This is a genomic window from Klebsiella sp. FDAARGOS_511 (genome assembly GCF_003812845.1).
Classification (GTDB): Bacteria; Pseudomonadota; Gammaproteobacteria; order Enterobacterales; family Enterobacteriaceae; genus Klebsiella; species Klebsiella grimontii.
This window is the reverse complement of record NZ_CP033824.1, coordinates 5363569-5376780: the sequence shown is the minus strand read 5'-3', so window position 1 is coordinate 5376780 and position 13212 is coordinate 5363569. Positions and strand designations below refer to the sequence as shown.

Below are 13212 nucleotides of genomic sequence, written 5' to 3'. Positions count from 1 at the left end.
TCACAAAAGGACTTCTCATGAAGATATGGCCTGTTCTGACGGGTGTTGCTATTGCATTAACGCTCGTCGCCTGTAAATCCCCTACGCCGCCCAAGGGCGTTCAGCCGATAAATAACTTTGACGCGAGCCGTTATCTGGGGAAATGGTATGAGATTGCCCGGCTTGAAAACCGCTTTGAACGGGGCCTGGAACGGGTAACCGCAACCTACGGTCAACGGAATGACGGCGGAATCAGCGTTCTCAACCGCGGTTACGATCCGCGGAAACAGAAATGGAGCGAGAGCGAAGGTAAAGCGTATTTCACCGGCGCGCCGACCACTGCCGCGCTGAAAGTCTCCTTTTTTGGTCCGTTTTACGGCGGCTACAACGTGATTGCGCTGGATAGCCAGTATCAATATGCGCTGGTCAGCGGCCCCGATCGCGGCTATTTATGGATCCTGTCGCGCACGCCGACCATCCCGGAATCCGTGAAGCAGGAGTATCTCAGCATTGCGCGGGAACTCGGTTTCCCGGTCGAAAAGCTCGTCTGGGTGAATCATCGATAACGCCGGGGATAGTTCGCGGGCCTCTTTTACGAACATTATCTTCAGCCAACCTGAGGTCTGAAGATAATGTCGTAAAAGGTGGTGATAATGACAGAGTTATTGTTGGGGAGTTGCAGTCGCATCGTCAGCGCTTTTCGCGGGAGCGATACTCTCTTTAATCTCTTTGGTTTTATTCGCGGCGTCGCTGGCAAGATTATTCGCGTCAACAATCGCGTTGTCTTTAATTTTTCCCGCTTCCTGGACAATTTGGTCGCTTTTCTGTCGGGCATCCTGCTTAACCGCATCAGCCTGAGCTTGCGCCTGCTGGGCTATAGCCTCCGCTTTTTTATCCGCTTCCGCCTTGATGCTGGAGGCCTGGCTGCTGAGACTGTTCGCCTCGTCCGCCGCCTGTTTTTTTATCGCGTCGATGTGTTTATCGGCTTGATCCTTAATTGCCTCGGCTTTATCGGCCGCCGCCTCTTTAATTTGTTGCGCATTATCTTTAGCTTTATCCAGATTGGCATCAACTTTTGATGAATCATCACAGCCTGCAAGAAATAAGCATACGGCAGAAGCGATCAGCGTTTTACTCCAGAGTTTCATAGTCATTCCTTTATTTATCCGTATCCCCGTAGCGGGGAGAGCATTGCAGCAGGATTGCCAGGATAATTCTCATGACAATTGTGCCATGAAGTTATTTAGCCCCCAATACTTAACCCCGCATCCCTTTATTTATAATCGCTAACCAGGCAGAGTCAAGTTCCTGGTCCAGGGACGCTGCGGATATAAAAAAACCCGGGCGGCTGCCCGGGCTTGTACGCGGAAAAAATAGCTTATGCGGAGACGGCGGATTTGACCAGCGTCGGGCCGGCTAGCGCCAGCCGGGCCCCGGCGTCGGTATCGCTATATTGCTTAAAGTTATCCATAAACAACTGCGCCAGGCTCTCGGCCTTCTCCTGCCATTTATCGGCAGAAGGCCAGCCGCTACGCGGGTCGAGCAGCGTGCTGTCGACGCCAGGCACGCTTTGCGGGATAGCGAGACCGAACACCGGCACGGTTTCTTCACGCAGCTTGCCGGTGGTACCGTTTAAAATCGCGCTGATGATATTGCGCGTATCACGCAGCGAAAGACGCTTGCCTTCGCCGTTCCAGCCGGTGTTAACCAGCCAGGCTTCAGCGCCGGCCTCCGCCATTTTGGCCGCCAGAACGCTGGCGTACTGCGTCGGGTGCAGCAGCAAGAACGCCGCGCCGTAGCAGGCGGAAAACGTCGGCGTCGGTTGAGTAATGCCGCGCTCGGTGCCGGCCAGCTTCGAGGTGAAACCGGACAGGAAGTGATACTGCATCTGATCGGTCGTCAGGCGGGATACCGGCGGCAGCACGCCAAACGCATCGGCGGCGAGGAAAATCACCTTCGACGGATGGCCAGCGCGCGACACCGGTTTCACGATGTTTTCAATATGCGATAACGGATAAGAGACGCGGGTATTCTCAGTCTTACTGCCGTCGGCGTAATCCACGCTGCCATCGGCTCTGACCACCACGTTTTCCAGCAGCGCGTTACGGCGAATCGCGCGATAGATTTCCGGCTCGGCCTGCGGGTCAAGATTAATGGTCTTGGCATAGCAACCGCCTTCGAAGTTGAACACGCCATCATCATCCCAGCCGTGCTCGTCATCGCCGATCAGCTGACGCAGCGGATCGGTGGAAAGCGTGGTCTTACCGGTGCCGGAAAGGCCGAAGAACAGCGCCACGTCGCCCGCTTCGCCGCGGTTCGCCGAGCAGTGCATCGAGGCGATTCCCTGCTGCGGGAGCAGATAGTTCATCACCGAGAAGAGGCCTTTCTTCATCTCGCCGCCGTACCAGGTGCCGCCGATCAGCTGAATTTTTTCGCTCAGGTTAAACGCGACAAAGTTTTCGGAGTTAAGCCCCTGCTCTTGCCATTTATCGTTGGTGCAGCCGGCGCCGTTGAGGACAACGAAGTCCGGCGTAAATTCAGCCAGTTCCTCTGCGCTCGGCGCAATAAACATGTTTTTCACAAAGTGCGCCTGCCAGGCCACCTCGGTGACAAAGCGGACGCCCAGCCGCGTCGCCGGGCTGGCGCCGCACCAGGCATCAACAACATAAAGTTTCTTGCCGCTCAATTGCCCGGCGACCAGCGCCTTCAGGTCAGCCCAGATTTCGCGGCTCAGCGGCTTATTATCGTTGCGACCCAGACCGGAATCGGCCCACCAGACGGTATCACGCGTCAGCTCGTCTCTGACGATATATTTGTCGCGCGGCGAGCGCCCGGTAAAGATCCCGGTATCCACAGCAACCGCCCCGGACTCGGTCATGACGCCGCGCGCCGCGCCGGTTAATTCCGGGCTGGTTTCATGCGTAATCAGCAAGTCGTAATCGGGGTTATAAAACAGCTCGCTGCTCTCCTGAATACCGAGCGAAAGAAGAGCGTCTTTTACTGATTCAATACGTGACATGGCACTCCTGACAAACTATTGGCTGGATAAGATGCTATTAGGCTATTTCAACCTGTCAGTGAAACGGATGGATTTATTTTAATAAAAAAACCATCGTAAAATTAAATAAACAGGATGAGAAGACCAGAGCCGGCGATGTAAAATCGTGCTCGTGTAGGGTGTCGCCTGTACTTTAGAAATATCGCTTGCACGAATAAGTCATAAGCTAACTCTGCAAAAAATGTTAACACCTGTAGATAATTATGTTAATTGCATAGTTTCTATGCGTTATGCTAAAATTGCATAGCTATTATTGCAGGGGTGGGGAAAGAGTCTGTGCTGGCGAATCTTGAAGTAAAATGGCTTTACGATGTGATTGCCCTTGAGGAGTCCAGAAGCTTTACGCTGGCGGCAAAAAGCCGGAATATCTCACAATCCTCCTTCAGCCGCCGGATTCAGGCGCTTGAGGCCTCGCTGGGCTTCAGCATCTTCGACCGCTCGGCGAACCCGCTCCAGCTCACCAACCGCGGGAAGATATTTGTCGGCTATGCGCGTAATATGCTCGATGATATGGATTTCCAGATCAGCCGAATTAAAGGGCTGAACAACACGACCCAGAAAATAAGAATCGACGCGGCGCCTTCGCTTTCCGTTTTATTGCTCCCCGAAATTATCGCCGGTTATACCGACAGAAAGAATAAAACTTTTCATGTTGAATCGATTAACGTTAACGACGCCGTGTTCAATCTGAAAGAAGGCAAGAGTGATTTTATCCTGTCGTTTTATAATGAAGAACTGATGAACTATCCGTTTATCAATCACAAAATATTCGACTCGGCGCTGCATCTCGTCTCCCCCTGTGATAAACACGGCAGGCCGCTTTTTAATTTGCACCGCGGGGTGCTGCCGCTGATGAAATATGCCAACGACAGCTATATGGGTCGCCAGGTGAACCAGGTTATCGACCGCAAGCCGGAGATTACCTTCTCGTTGACCTTCGTATCCTCCATGAGCGAGCTATTAAAACGCATGATCCTCAACGGCGACGGGGTGGGTTGGCTGCCGCAGTACTCGATCAAACGTGAGCTTGAGGAAGGCCGCCTGGCGATCATGGATGAGAGCCTCTCGCTGCCCATCGGCGCCTACATCTATCGCTCCGGCGCGCGGCTTAATCAGTCCGCCGAGCGTTTCTGGCAGCATATTAAGTCTACGAGCGCCGTGAGCGCATAATTCGCCTGGCGGTGGAAAATTCGCTATCATCCGCCTCCACTTACTATTCGCGCAGCCTGATGTCTACGATTATCGATACCTTTATCGCCCCGCCGTGCCACGCTGAAATTGACATTCTCTATCAGGATGAGCATCTGCTGCTGATCGATAAACCCGCAGGCTTGCTCAGCCTGTCAGGGAAAAACCCGCGCAATCTCGACTCGGTACATTATCGGCTGGTACAGCAGTTTCCCGGCTGCACTCTGGCGCATCGTCTTGATTTCGGCACCTCCGGGCTGATGGTGATTGCGCGCAACAAGGCCATCAACGCCGCCCTCTGCCAGCAGTTCAGCCAGCGTACGGTGAGCAAAGTTTACAGCGCGCTGCTGTGCGGGCATCTGGTGGACGATGAAGGTACCATTGACACCCCGATAGCCAAAGATCCGGCGCTGTTTCCGCTGATGACGATTTGCCCGCGCCGCGGCAAGCCAGCCCGTTCCGGCTATCGGGTGGTTGAGCGCCTGCGTTATCAAGATAGCGTGCCGGTGACGCGGGTCCAACTGACGCCGGAAACCGGCCGCACCCACCAGCTGCGTATTCACTGCCAGCAGCTTGGCCACCCTATTCTGGGCTGCGACCTGTACGGCGGTCTGCTACTTCCGGGAACAGAACAGGCGCCGCGCCTGATGCTACACGCCAGCGAACTGCATTTCGTACATCCGGTTAGCGGAGAGCGGATCGATGCGATAAGTTCCAGCGGGTTTTAAATAGACGCGGCGGCGAAGAGGCCCGGAGTGGTGCCAAAATGCAAGCGGAAGTACTTAATCAAATGACTTTGGTCATAAAAACCGACCTCCGTTGCGACCTGCGCAGCACCTGCACCTTTCGCTAATAATCCTTTTGCTCTGACCAGTCGCAGTTGGGTCAAATATTGATGCACCGATAACCCCGTCTGCGCCTGAAAAGTGCGCATAAAATAAAACTCGCTCAGCCCGGCGACCGTTGCGATCTCTTTGACCGACAGCGACTGCTGATATGCGCAGTGCAAAAAATCTATCGCCCGACGAATATCAGCCCTCACAGCGGGTCGTCGCCCTCCGCGCACGCTGCGTTTGGCATAGCGCCCCACTAGTTGATTAAGCACCTGATAGAGAGTGCACTCTTTTTCCAGTGAATCGCGGCTGGCGCCTAGCACGGCGGAAGCCTTAAGTACGCTCCGTGCCATAAGCGGATCGTATCGCATTCCTTCACCACCGAAATTGACTTCTCCCTTTCCACCCATCACCGTTTCCGCGACTTCGTCAATCAGGCTTGCGGAGGGATAAAAAGCGCAGTAATCCCACCCCTCATCGCGCTGCACTGCTTCACCGGTATGCACCTCGCCAGGCATGATGACCATCACCGTACCCGCAGCCGCAACGCCTCGTTCACGGCAAATACGGGTACGCTGTGCGCCGCGTGCAAAAGCAGCGATCACATATTCATTATGGAAATGCGGCGGATAGCTATGTTCATAGCAGGATGCTCGCAGGATCTCCATACCACCGTGGAGTTTGCTGTCCCGCCAGAGTTTGATATCGTCACGCATCTCATCTCCCCAGTTTGTACCTTTCCCATATATATCGTGATCGTTGCGCAAATGCGCAGGATTTTACTATCGCGCCCCTGGCCAATTCTTAAGATTACCATTCAGCAACGCATAAAATGGAAGTCATCAATGTTAATTACAATCAAAACTTCGGCAAAGAATGGGGCATCAGCGCAATTCCGTGAGGGCGTCATCGCTTGTCTCCCCACCATTCCCGGTTACTGGAGCATCGGTTTCGCCGCCGGCGCTATCGGGACACTATCCGGTTTTTCCACTCTTCAAACAGCGCTGCTGGCCAGCGCCCTGTATGCAGGTTCGGCGCAGTTCCTGTTTTATTCGCTTTGGGCGACCGGTGCAGAAATTGCATCCGTTGTGTTAAGCATACTGCTGGTTAACCTGCGCTATCTGTTGATGAGTTCAGCCATAAGCATCTTCTTTCGTCCCTACACGGTGCTGCAAAAAATCATCAGCGGACTGCTGCTGACGGATGAAACCTTCGGCGTAGCGGTACAACATGGTGGAGGGAAAAACAGTATCACTTACCCATGGATGCTCGGACTCAATCTGACTGCATGGTTAAACTGGATCCTCGCCTGCGTGTCAGGCGCCGTATTAGCCTCAGCGCTTCCATCATCGTTGATGGAAGGATTGAGCTTTAGTCTGGTGTCGATGTTCATCGGCCTGGTTTTGGCCCTGTGGTTTGCCAGCCAACGTAAAATGCTGGAACTGTTCAGCATTAGTATCGCGGTCCTCATCACGCTATTTACCTCTGGACATATCGATATGAGTCTCGTCGTTATCGCCGCAGCCTCTGTAGCGGCAACGCTGGCTACCGCTGGGTTGTATCTGTTCAGTAACAAAGAGGAGAAATAAAATGGATCGCAATATTATCCTGGCCATTCTTGCTTCAGCGCTGGTAACGGCGCTCATGCGTACGGCGCCGATTCTTCTCCTTTCACGCTTTCGTCTGCCATCGGCTCAGCAGCAATGGCTTAGCTTTATTCCATCTGCCATTATGGCGGCTATTGTGACGGCAGAACTGGTTGGCAAGCCGGTATTAACCCCATCGGGTATCAGTATTTCAGCGCTGGCCGCTCTTGCCGCGACGCTTGTTGGGCTGATCACGCGCAGTCTTTTCGCCACCGTGATCGTTGGTATGGTAGCCTTTTCATCCTTCAGCTATTTCCTGCTCTAGCCTCCGGGCAGTGGTCATCTGCCACTGCCTTTTCGCGTTAACCGTTTTACTCCCCCGAAGTGTGAGATATCGCGTTAAATAACAAAGAAGTTAAATCGCTTAGCTTTGCCAGAAACTGACCTTATTCTCTGTCGAACACGGTGATATAGCGCCACCCGGCAAAAATGCTCACGCCTGCGCAAACCAGCAGCGACGCTCCCAGCGATTGCCCCCACCCGGCCGCCAGCAGACCGGCGCCAATCAGCACATAATAAAACAGGCCGAAAAAGGCGCCAGCGGTGCCCCGACAGTCGCCGTAGGCGCTCAGCGCCGACCCCAGCACCAGCGGGATCGCCATGGCATAGGCAAGGGTCACCAGCACCACTGGCGCCACAAACCAGATCGATTCCCGCAGCACGTACACCGCGACGCCGCCGACGAAGTGCAGAATGCAGGCAATCGACAGTATTCGGCCCAGTGGGACATGCTGACGCAGCAGCAGGCGGTTAAGCAGCGCGCCGAGCAGCGAACCGGCGGCAAGCGCCACGCCGCTGTAGCCAAAGGCCAGGGCATCAAGATTGAATCGGGCGAACAGAAACGGGGCCAGGCTGTAGTAGCTGAACAGGCTGACGTTAAATGCCGCCACCAGTATTGCCGCCAGCGCGACATATTTATCCCCCGCCATCCGCCGCATCACGCGAAGAAACGGTTCCCCAGCGCGATTTTGCGGACGCGTTTCCGGCATCAGCCGCAGGCAGCCCAGCAGGAGCGCGGCGGCCAGAAGCGCCAGCGCGCTGAAGACGCCGCGCATCCCCCAGATGGCGGTCAGTGCGCCGCCGATATAGACTCCGACGGCCGGACTCACCGCCAGCGCCATGCCGATAAACGAAAAAATCCCCGCCAGCTGCCGCCCGCTATAGCAGTCCCGCAGGACCGTCTGCGTCACTACGGAGCCGGTTGCCGCGCCAATAGCCGTCACTATCCGTGCCGCCAACAGCAACGAAAAATCCGCAGCCCACAGCGCCATCAGGCATCCCATCGCATAAACGCCCAGCCCGGCCAGCAGCGCCGGACGCCGGCCGTAGCGATCGCTGAAACCGCCCCACAGCAGTACGCCGACGGCAAAACCGATAAAGTAGACGGAGAGGGTTTGCGCCGCCTGCGGCGCGCTCACGGAAAATTGGGCGCTGATATCGGTCAACGCCGGGCTATAAATCGTTTCCGCTATTTGCGGAAACATCAGTAGCGCGGTCACCAGCACCAGCGCGGCACGTCCCAACATATCCACCTCCGGATAAACAAGAGGCGCTATTGTAGGCAGGCCGTTTTTCGAACATTATAAACATAATGACTTTAAATATCGGAAATCAGACATTATGGCCTGGCTTGACGCTGATGCCGCATTCGATCCGGATACCTTAAAAACTCGCCTGATTGGCGTACAGTCGGCGTTAGGGGATCACGATTCCGGCAGCCACCGGCATAAGATGGCGCAGATCCTGTTTACCCGTCAGGGATGCGTTCGTTTGACCCTCAACGATGGCGCCCTTCTGTGCCTGCTTCCGCCGGGACGCGCGGCCTGGATCCCCGCTGAAGTCAGCCATCGCGCGGAGATGAAAAACATTGTCGATTATCGTTCCGTCTGGTTTCAGCCGCAGCGTTACCCTCAGTTGCCAACACAGTCGGCGATACTCAACGTGGTGCCGCTGCTGCGCGAACTATTAGAACGCATCAGCGCCAGCCCCTGGGATACCGACTGGGAAGCCGAACCGGCGCGGCATCTTGCCGCCCTGTGCCAGGCGGAAATTCGCCTCGCGGCCCAGGAGCCGATGATGCTCGCGCTGCCGCAGGATAAACGGCTGGCAAGCCTTTGCGGCGACGCGCTGCCGCCGGCGCTTGGGGCGCTCGCTGCCCGCTGCGGCGCCAGCGAAAAAACCATCAGCCGCCTGTTCCGCCGCGATACCGGGATGACCTACCAGCAGTGGCGACAACAGTGGCGATTAATGAAAGCGGTCGAGATGCTGGCAACCGGGGAGCGCATCACCGATACGGCGCAGGCGCTCGACTTCGCCAGCGATAGCGCTTTTATCTACTTTTTCCGCACCATGACCGGCATGACGCCGGGGCGTTATTTTTCCGCCTGATTCTGGCCGCCCGGCGTAAACGGCGGCAGCTTGAGAAAGGTGCTTTGCAGCCCCTCGGACCACGCTTTGCGAATGGTATTGAAATAGGGATCGCTTTCGGTGATCCGATGCTGTTCGGCGCTGCTCAGGCTCCCGCTGCGGTACAGCAGCGTGTCCAGCGGCAGCCCCACCGAAAGATTGCTGCGCAGGGTGGAGTCGATCGAAATCAGCGCGCAGCACATCGCCTGCTCCAGCGGAGTATCGATGGTCAACACCCGATCGATGATCGGCTTGCCGTATTTGCTCTCGCCAATCTGGAAATAGGGCGTGTCGCGTGTGGCTTCGATAAAGTTGCCTTCCGGGTAGATATGAAACAGCCGGTGCGTTTCCCCGGCGATCTGCCCGCCGAGCAGCAGGTTGCAGTTGAAGTTGGTATTGCCGCAGTTCTGCTGATTGCTGCTGTCGCGCTGAATCACCTCCTGCAAGGTTTTACCGATCAGCATCGCCGCGTCGTATAACGAGGTCACCTGCATCAGATTGGGCTCCTGCTGGGTACGAATGCGGCCGCTGAGCAGGCTAATCACGCTTTGCGTGGTGGCCAGGTTTCCCGCCGACTGCAGCACCATGACCCGTTCGCCATCCTGATGGAAAACGTGCAGTTTTTTAAACGTTGCAATATGGTCCACTCCCGCGTTGGTGCGGGAGTCTGAGGCAAATACCAGTCCATCTGACAAACACATGGCCACACAGTAGGTCATCGTTTTTCGTTCCTGCCGTTATTGCTGCTGCGCCTGCTGCGAATGCTCGCGCACTTCAGCGTTAGTTAACATGATTTCTCCCCCGCCGCCGAGGCGGGTGCCGCGAACCGGGCACGCATCAAGATAGTCCAGCCCGGTCGCCAGCCGCAAATGTTGATTCAGGCTGCGCGTGTTATTGGTGATATCAAACGACTGCCAGCGCTCGTTGAGCCATACTTCGGCCCACGCGTGCATGGCGACGTGCTCGGCATTATCGCTGTAGACGTAGCCGCTGACGTAGCGCGCCGGGATCTCCAGCGCCCGGCAGCAGGCGAGAAACACATGGGTGTGATCCTGGCAAACGCCCTTCGCGCGCGCAAAGGCATCGGCGGCGGAATCCTGCACCTGCGTGGCGCCCGGCGAATAGGGCATTCTCAACAGTAGTTCGCCCATTAACTGGTTCAGGCTCTCTTCCTGCGCCTCGGGCTGATACCAGCGCTGGGCGAATTCGCGGATCGGGCCGTCAGCGCGCGTAAGCGGCGTACAGCGCAAGAAAACCAGCGGCGAAAGCAGCTCCTGCGGCTCCGCGCCGATATCGTCCCCCTCTTCCGCGATATCGACGATCCCGCTGGCGCGAATGGTTATCTCTTTATGCGGATTATCCAGCGTCAGCACGTGCAGCACGTTGCCCCACGCGTCGGTGGTAGCGACGGCGGAACCGTCCGGCAAGGTCAATGACCAGGCGGTGATCTTCTGGCGGCCGGTGCTGCGCGGCGTCAGGCGCAGATACTGGGTCGAAAACTTCACTTCTTCATCATAGCCGTAGCGGGTCAGGTGATCGATAACCAGTTTCATAACGCCTCCAGATAGGTTTGTCTGATGCTGTCAGAAAGCGCGTTAATCCGCGCCAGCAGTGCATTAAGGGTGATCTGTAAATCGGCCTGCGCCAGATCGTCACGGGTGCTGAAGCGCAGGTCGACGTTCAGCTGGTGCGCCAGGCGCAGCGGCAGGTGCGAGCGATCGTTGGCAATCTGCTCCAGCTGCCCGACGAGGTCGGAGATGCTCGCTCTTAGCGATCTCGGTACATCGTCGCGCAGGATCAGCAGTTCCATTACCGTCTCGCGGCTTACCGGCTGGCGGTAGATGCTGTTATAGGCCTCGCGGGCGCTGACCGCGTTGAGCAGCGTATCCAGCCGGTAGTACTCGCGTACCGGGTCAGGATCGCTGGTCAACTGCTGATCCTTAATCAACAGCAGCTGCGCGGTGGCGGACGCCCGTTCGATCAGCGTCCCGATGCCGATAAAGCTCAGGGCGTCATTGCGCAGCAGCGTACCGAGAATCGCCCCGCGAAACAGATGCACCCGCTCTTTGACCCATTCAAAAAAAGCGTCATTGCCCAGCTCGCCGATCCCCTGCTGGCGCAGTTTCCGCAGCTCAATACGCGTGGCGTTGATGCTTTCCCACACCTCCGCCGACAGGCTGCCGCGCACCGCGTGGGCGTTGTTCCACGCCATCTCGACGCAGCTGAAAATGCTGTACGGGTTGTTGCCGTCGAGGGCGAAAAAATTGAGCAGGTTGCTCATAGTGAAACGCGCGTGGCGCGCCTGAAACAGCTCGTGAGTCAGCGACAAATTGAGCGGTAAGGCTAAATCCCGCGACTGCTGGCTGTGGCGGGGGATCATCGACAGCTTCCAGGTCACGTCCAGCACCCGGGCATAGCTTTCCGCGCGCTCAAGGTAGCGCGCCATCCAGAAGAGTTCACTCGCTGTGCGGCTTAACATGATTCATCATCCTCCATCACCCAGGTATCCTTGGTGCCGCCGCCCTGCGACGAGTTCACCACCAGCGAGCCTTCGGTTAGCGCCACCCGGGTCAGGCCGCCGGGAACCAGGCGGATCTCCTGGCCGGAGAGCACGAAGGGACGTAAATCGATATGGCGCGGCGCCAGCCCCTCGTCGACAAAGGTTGGGCAGGTCGAGAGCGCCAGGGTGTCCTGGGCAATATAGTTGGCCGGATTCGCCAGCAGGCGCTGGCGGAACGCTTCGCGTTCCTCTTTAGTCGAGCGCGGACCGACCAGCATGCCGTAGCCGCCCGCGCCGTGAACCTCCTTCACCACCATCAGTTCAAGATTGCTCAGCACGTAGCTGAGATCCTCCGCTTTACGGCACTGCCAGGTGGGAATATTGCTCAGGATCGGCTGTTCGCCCAGATAGAAGCGGATCATCTCCGGCACGAAGGGGTAGATCGATTTATCGTCGGCGACGCCGGTGCCGATGGCGTTGGCCAGCACCACGCCCCCAGCGCGATATACCGACAGCAGGCCCGGAACGCCTAGCATGGAGTCGGCCTTGAAGGCCAGCGGGTCAAGATACGCGTCGTCGATACGCCGGTAAATGACGTCCACCCGCCGCGGCCCCTCGGTGGTACGCATGTACACCGCCCCGGTTTTAATAAACAGATCCGCGCTTTCCACCAGCTCAACGCCCATCTGCTGGGCCAAAAAGCTGTGTTCAAAATAGGCGCTGTTAAATCGTCCTGGCGTCATCACCACCACGCACGGATCGTCCACCGGCGAGCTTTCACGCAGCGTTTGCAGCAGATAACTGGGGTAGCGTTCGACTGGCGCAATGTGGTGCTGTTCAAACATTTCAGGATACAGCCGCATCATCATTTTGCGGTTTTCCAGCATATAGGAGACGCCGGAAGGCGTGCGCAGATTATCCTCCAGCACGTAATACTGGCCGTCGCTGTTGCGCACCATATCGACCCCGGTGATATGGGCATAGGTGTTATTGGGTAAATTTATCCCCTGCATACAGGGCTGATACTGTTCGTTAGCCAGCACCTGCTCGGCCGGGATCAGCCCGGCGCGGAGGATGTTTTGATCGTGGTAAATATCATAAAGGAAAGCGTTGAGCGCTTTCACCCGCTGGCGGATGCCGCGGTCAATCCGCTGCCACTCGCCGGCGGGAATAATGCGCGGCACGCTGTCGAAAGGGATCAGTCGTTCGGTGCCCTCATCCTCACCGTAGACGTTAAAGGTGATGCCGATACGGTGAAAGAGCAGCTCCGCCTGCTCTTTTTTCTGCCGGATAGAGAATTGATCGGTGCTGCGAAACCATTGCCACCAGGCGTTATAGTGCTGACGCTGCTCTCCCTGTGCGGTAAGCATCTCATCATAATAATGCCCGTCAGGAAGCGTTATTTTTATCATGGCCGTCTCCTCCGGTTGTACTCACTTTGAGGTAATCCCGGTAAGAGATAAGCATTAATTATGCCAGGTAGCGCAGCGCGGCGATGGGGCGTAACGTTATCGCGCCGCCGCGCCGAATTGAATAAAAAACAACCAGATGCTTTGCTTATTTATGGTTTGTTGGACGCCCGAAATGCACCAATATGGGGCG

General features: G+C 56.5%; 14 protein-coding genes. 6 read left to right on the top strand and 8 right to left on the bottom strand.

Annotated elements, in window-relative coordinates:
- Positions 1 to 17 precede the first annotated feature (17 nt).
- On the top strand, positions 18 to 545 hold the full coding sequence (locus EGY08_RS26970) for a lipocalin family protein (RefSeq protein ID WP_004121901.1): 528 nt from the start codon (positions 18 to 20) through the stop codon (positions 543 to 545).
- A gap of 96 nt (positions 546 to 641) precedes the next feature.
- Here EGY08_RS26970 and EGY08_RS26965 read toward each other — a convergent pair whose 3' ends face one another.
- A complete protein-coding gene (locus tag EGY08_RS26965) occupies positions 642 to 1127 on the bottom strand; it encodes a hypothetical protein (protein WP_004121904.1) in 486 nt (161 codons plus the stop codon).
- 230 nt (positions 1128 to 1357) lie between these two features.
- Positions 1358 to 2998, bottom strand: coding sequence for a phosphoenolpyruvate carboxykinase (ATP) (gene pckA / locus EGY08_RS26960; protein WP_123829191.1), 1641 nt, complete (start codon positions 2996 to 2998; stop codon positions 1358 to 1360).
- A 315-nt stretch (positions 2999 to 3313) separates the two neighbouring features.
- Here pckA and EGY08_RS26955 point away from each other — a divergent pair, with 315 nt between their 5' ends.
- Together EGY08_RS26955 and EGY08_RS26950 are read left to right on the top strand one after the other, a co-directional pair.
- Positions 3314 to 4207: a LysR substrate-binding domain-containing protein gene (locus tag EGY08_RS26955; RefSeq protein WP_004121910.1), complete on the top strand. Its 894-nt coding sequence runs from the start codon at positions 3314 to 3316 to the stop codon at positions 4205 to 4207.
- Between the two features lie 59 nt (positions 4208 to 4266).
- Positions 4267 to 4953 carry an RluA family pseudouridine synthase gene (locus tag EGY08_RS26950; protein ID WP_123829190.1) on the top strand — a complete coding sequence of 229 codons (687 nt, stop codon included), beginning with the start codon at positions 4267 to 4269 and terminating at the stop codon, positions 4951 to 4953.
- On the opposite strand, the gene EGY08_RS26945 is transcribed toward EGY08_RS26950, so the two are convergent.
- A complete protein-coding gene (locus EGY08_RS26945) occupies positions 4950 to 5774 on the bottom strand; it encodes an AraC family transcriptional regulator (protein WP_123829189.1) in 825 nt (274 codons plus the stop codon). The two genes, EGY08_RS26950 and EGY08_RS26945, sit on opposite strands and share 4 nt — an antisense overlap.
- Before the next feature lie 129 nt (positions 5775 to 5903).
- Here EGY08_RS26945 and EGY08_RS26940 point away from each other — a divergent pair, with 129 nt between their 5' ends.
- The gene (locus EGY08_RS26940; protein ID WP_004121919.1) at positions 5904 to 6647 is read left to right on the top strand and encodes an AzlC family ABC transporter permease; all 744 of its coding nucleotides are present in this window, start codon (positions 5904 to 5906) and stop codon (positions 6645 to 6647) included.
- Position 6648: 1 nt separating this feature from the next.
- Positions 6649 to 6969, top strand: a complete 321-nt coding sequence (locus EGY08_RS26935) for an AzlD domain-containing protein (RefSeq protein WP_049113028.1) — start codon at positions 6649 to 6651, stop codon at positions 6967 to 6969.
- Positions 6970 to 7090: 121 nt separating this feature from the next.
- Here EGY08_RS26935 and EGY08_RS26930 read toward each other — a convergent pair whose 3' ends face one another.
- Complete coding sequence (locus EGY08_RS26930; protein ID WP_123829188.1) at positions 7091 to 8230, bottom strand: Bcr/CflA family efflux MFS transporter; 1140 nt, start codon at positions 8228 to 8230, stop codon at positions 7091 to 7093.
- 94 nt (positions 8231 to 8324) lie between these two features.
- On the opposite strand from EGY08_RS26930, the gene EGY08_RS26925 reads away from it, so the two are divergent.
- Entirely contained in the window at positions 8325 to 9092 is a 768-nt protein-coding gene (locus tag EGY08_RS26925; RefSeq protein ID WP_087828981.1) for an AraC family transcriptional regulator, read from the top strand.
- On the opposite strand, the gene EGY08_RS26920 is transcribed toward EGY08_RS26925, so the two are convergent.
- Genes EGY08_RS26920 through EGY08_RS26905 form a run of 4 tightly spaced genes read right to left on the bottom strand, consistent with a single transcriptional unit; the run spans position 9077 to position 13022 of the window.
- A complete protein-coding gene (locus EGY08_RS26920; RefSeq protein WP_004121932.1) occupies positions 9077 to 9829 on the bottom strand; it encodes a proteasome-type protease in 753 nt (250 codons plus the stop codon). The two genes, EGY08_RS26925 and EGY08_RS26920, sit on opposite strands and share 16 nt — an antisense overlap.
- Positions 9830 to 9847: 18 nt before the next feature.
- Positions 9848 to 10663, bottom strand: a complete 816-nt coding sequence (locus EGY08_RS26915) for a transglutaminase family protein (RefSeq protein ID WP_004121934.1) — start codon at positions 10661 to 10663, stop codon at positions 9848 to 9850.
- A complete protein-coding gene (locus EGY08_RS26910; RefSeq protein WP_004121935.1) occupies positions 10660 to 11589 on the bottom strand; it encodes an alpha-E domain-containing protein in 930 nt (309 codons plus the stop codon). The genes EGY08_RS26915 and EGY08_RS26910 overlap by 4 nt, the downstream gene beginning before the upstream one ends.
- Positions 11583 to 13022 (bottom strand): circularly permuted type 2 ATP-grasp protein, encoded by a 1440-nt coding sequence (locus tag EGY08_RS26905; RefSeq protein WP_004121936.1) that lies wholly within the window; start codon positions 13020 to 13022, stop codon positions 11583 to 11585. The genes EGY08_RS26910 and EGY08_RS26905 overlap by 7 nt, the downstream gene beginning before the upstream one ends.
- Positions 13023 to 13212 lie beyond the last annotated feature (190 nt).

Excerpts from the sequence above, each read along its gene's own strand:
- EGY08_RS26935 (WP_049113028.1), top strand. The coding sequence starts at position 6,649 with ATGGATCGCAATATTATCCTGGCCATTCTTGCTTCAGCGCTGGTAACG.
- EGY08_RS26910 (WP_004121935.1), bottom strand. The coding sequence starts at position 11,589 with ATGTTAAGCCGCACAGCGAGTGAACTCTTCTGGATGGCGCGCTACCTT.
- EGY08_RS26965 (WP_004121904.1), bottom strand. The coding sequence starts at position 1,127 with ATGAAACTCTGGAGTAAAACGCTGATCGCTTCTGCCGTATGCTTATTT.
- EGY08_RS26915 (WP_004121934.1), bottom strand. The coding sequence starts at position 10,663 with ATGAAACTGGTTATCGATCACCTGACCCGCTACGGCTATGATGAAGAA.
- pckA (WP_123829191.1), bottom strand. The coding sequence starts at position 2,998 with ATGTCACGTATTGAATCAGTAAAAGACGCTCTTCTTTCGCTCGGTATT.
- EGY08_RS26950 (WP_123829190.1), top strand. The coding sequence starts at position 4,267 with ATGTCTACGATTATCGATACCTTTATCGCCCCGCCGTGCCACGCTGAA.
- EGY08_RS26945 (WP_123829189.1), bottom strand. The coding sequence starts at position 5,774 with ATGCGTGACGATATCAAACTCTGGCGGGACAGCAAACTCCACGGTGGT.
- EGY08_RS26940 (WP_004121919.1), top strand. The coding sequence starts at position 5,904 with ATGTTAATTACAATCAAAACTTCGGCAAAGAATGGGGCATCAGCGCAA.
- EGY08_RS26920 (WP_004121932.1), bottom strand. The coding sequence starts at position 9,829 with ATGACCTACTGTGTGGCCATGTGTTTGTCAGATGGACTGGTATTTGCC.
- EGY08_RS26970 (WP_004121901.1), top strand. The coding sequence starts at position 18 with ATGAAGATATGGCCTGTTCTGACGGGTGTTGCTATTGCATTAACGCTC.
- EGY08_RS26925 (WP_087828981.1), top strand. The coding sequence starts at position 8,325 with ATGGCCTGGCTTGACGCTGATGCCGCATTCGATCCGGATACCTTAAAA.
- EGY08_RS26905 (WP_004121936.1), bottom strand. The coding sequence starts at position 13,022 with ATGATAAAAATAACGCTTCCTGACGGGCATTATTATGATGAGATGCTT.
- EGY08_RS26930 (WP_123829188.1), bottom strand. The coding sequence starts at position 8,230 with ATGTTGGGACGTGCCGCGCTGGTGCTGGTGACCGCGCTACTGATGTTT.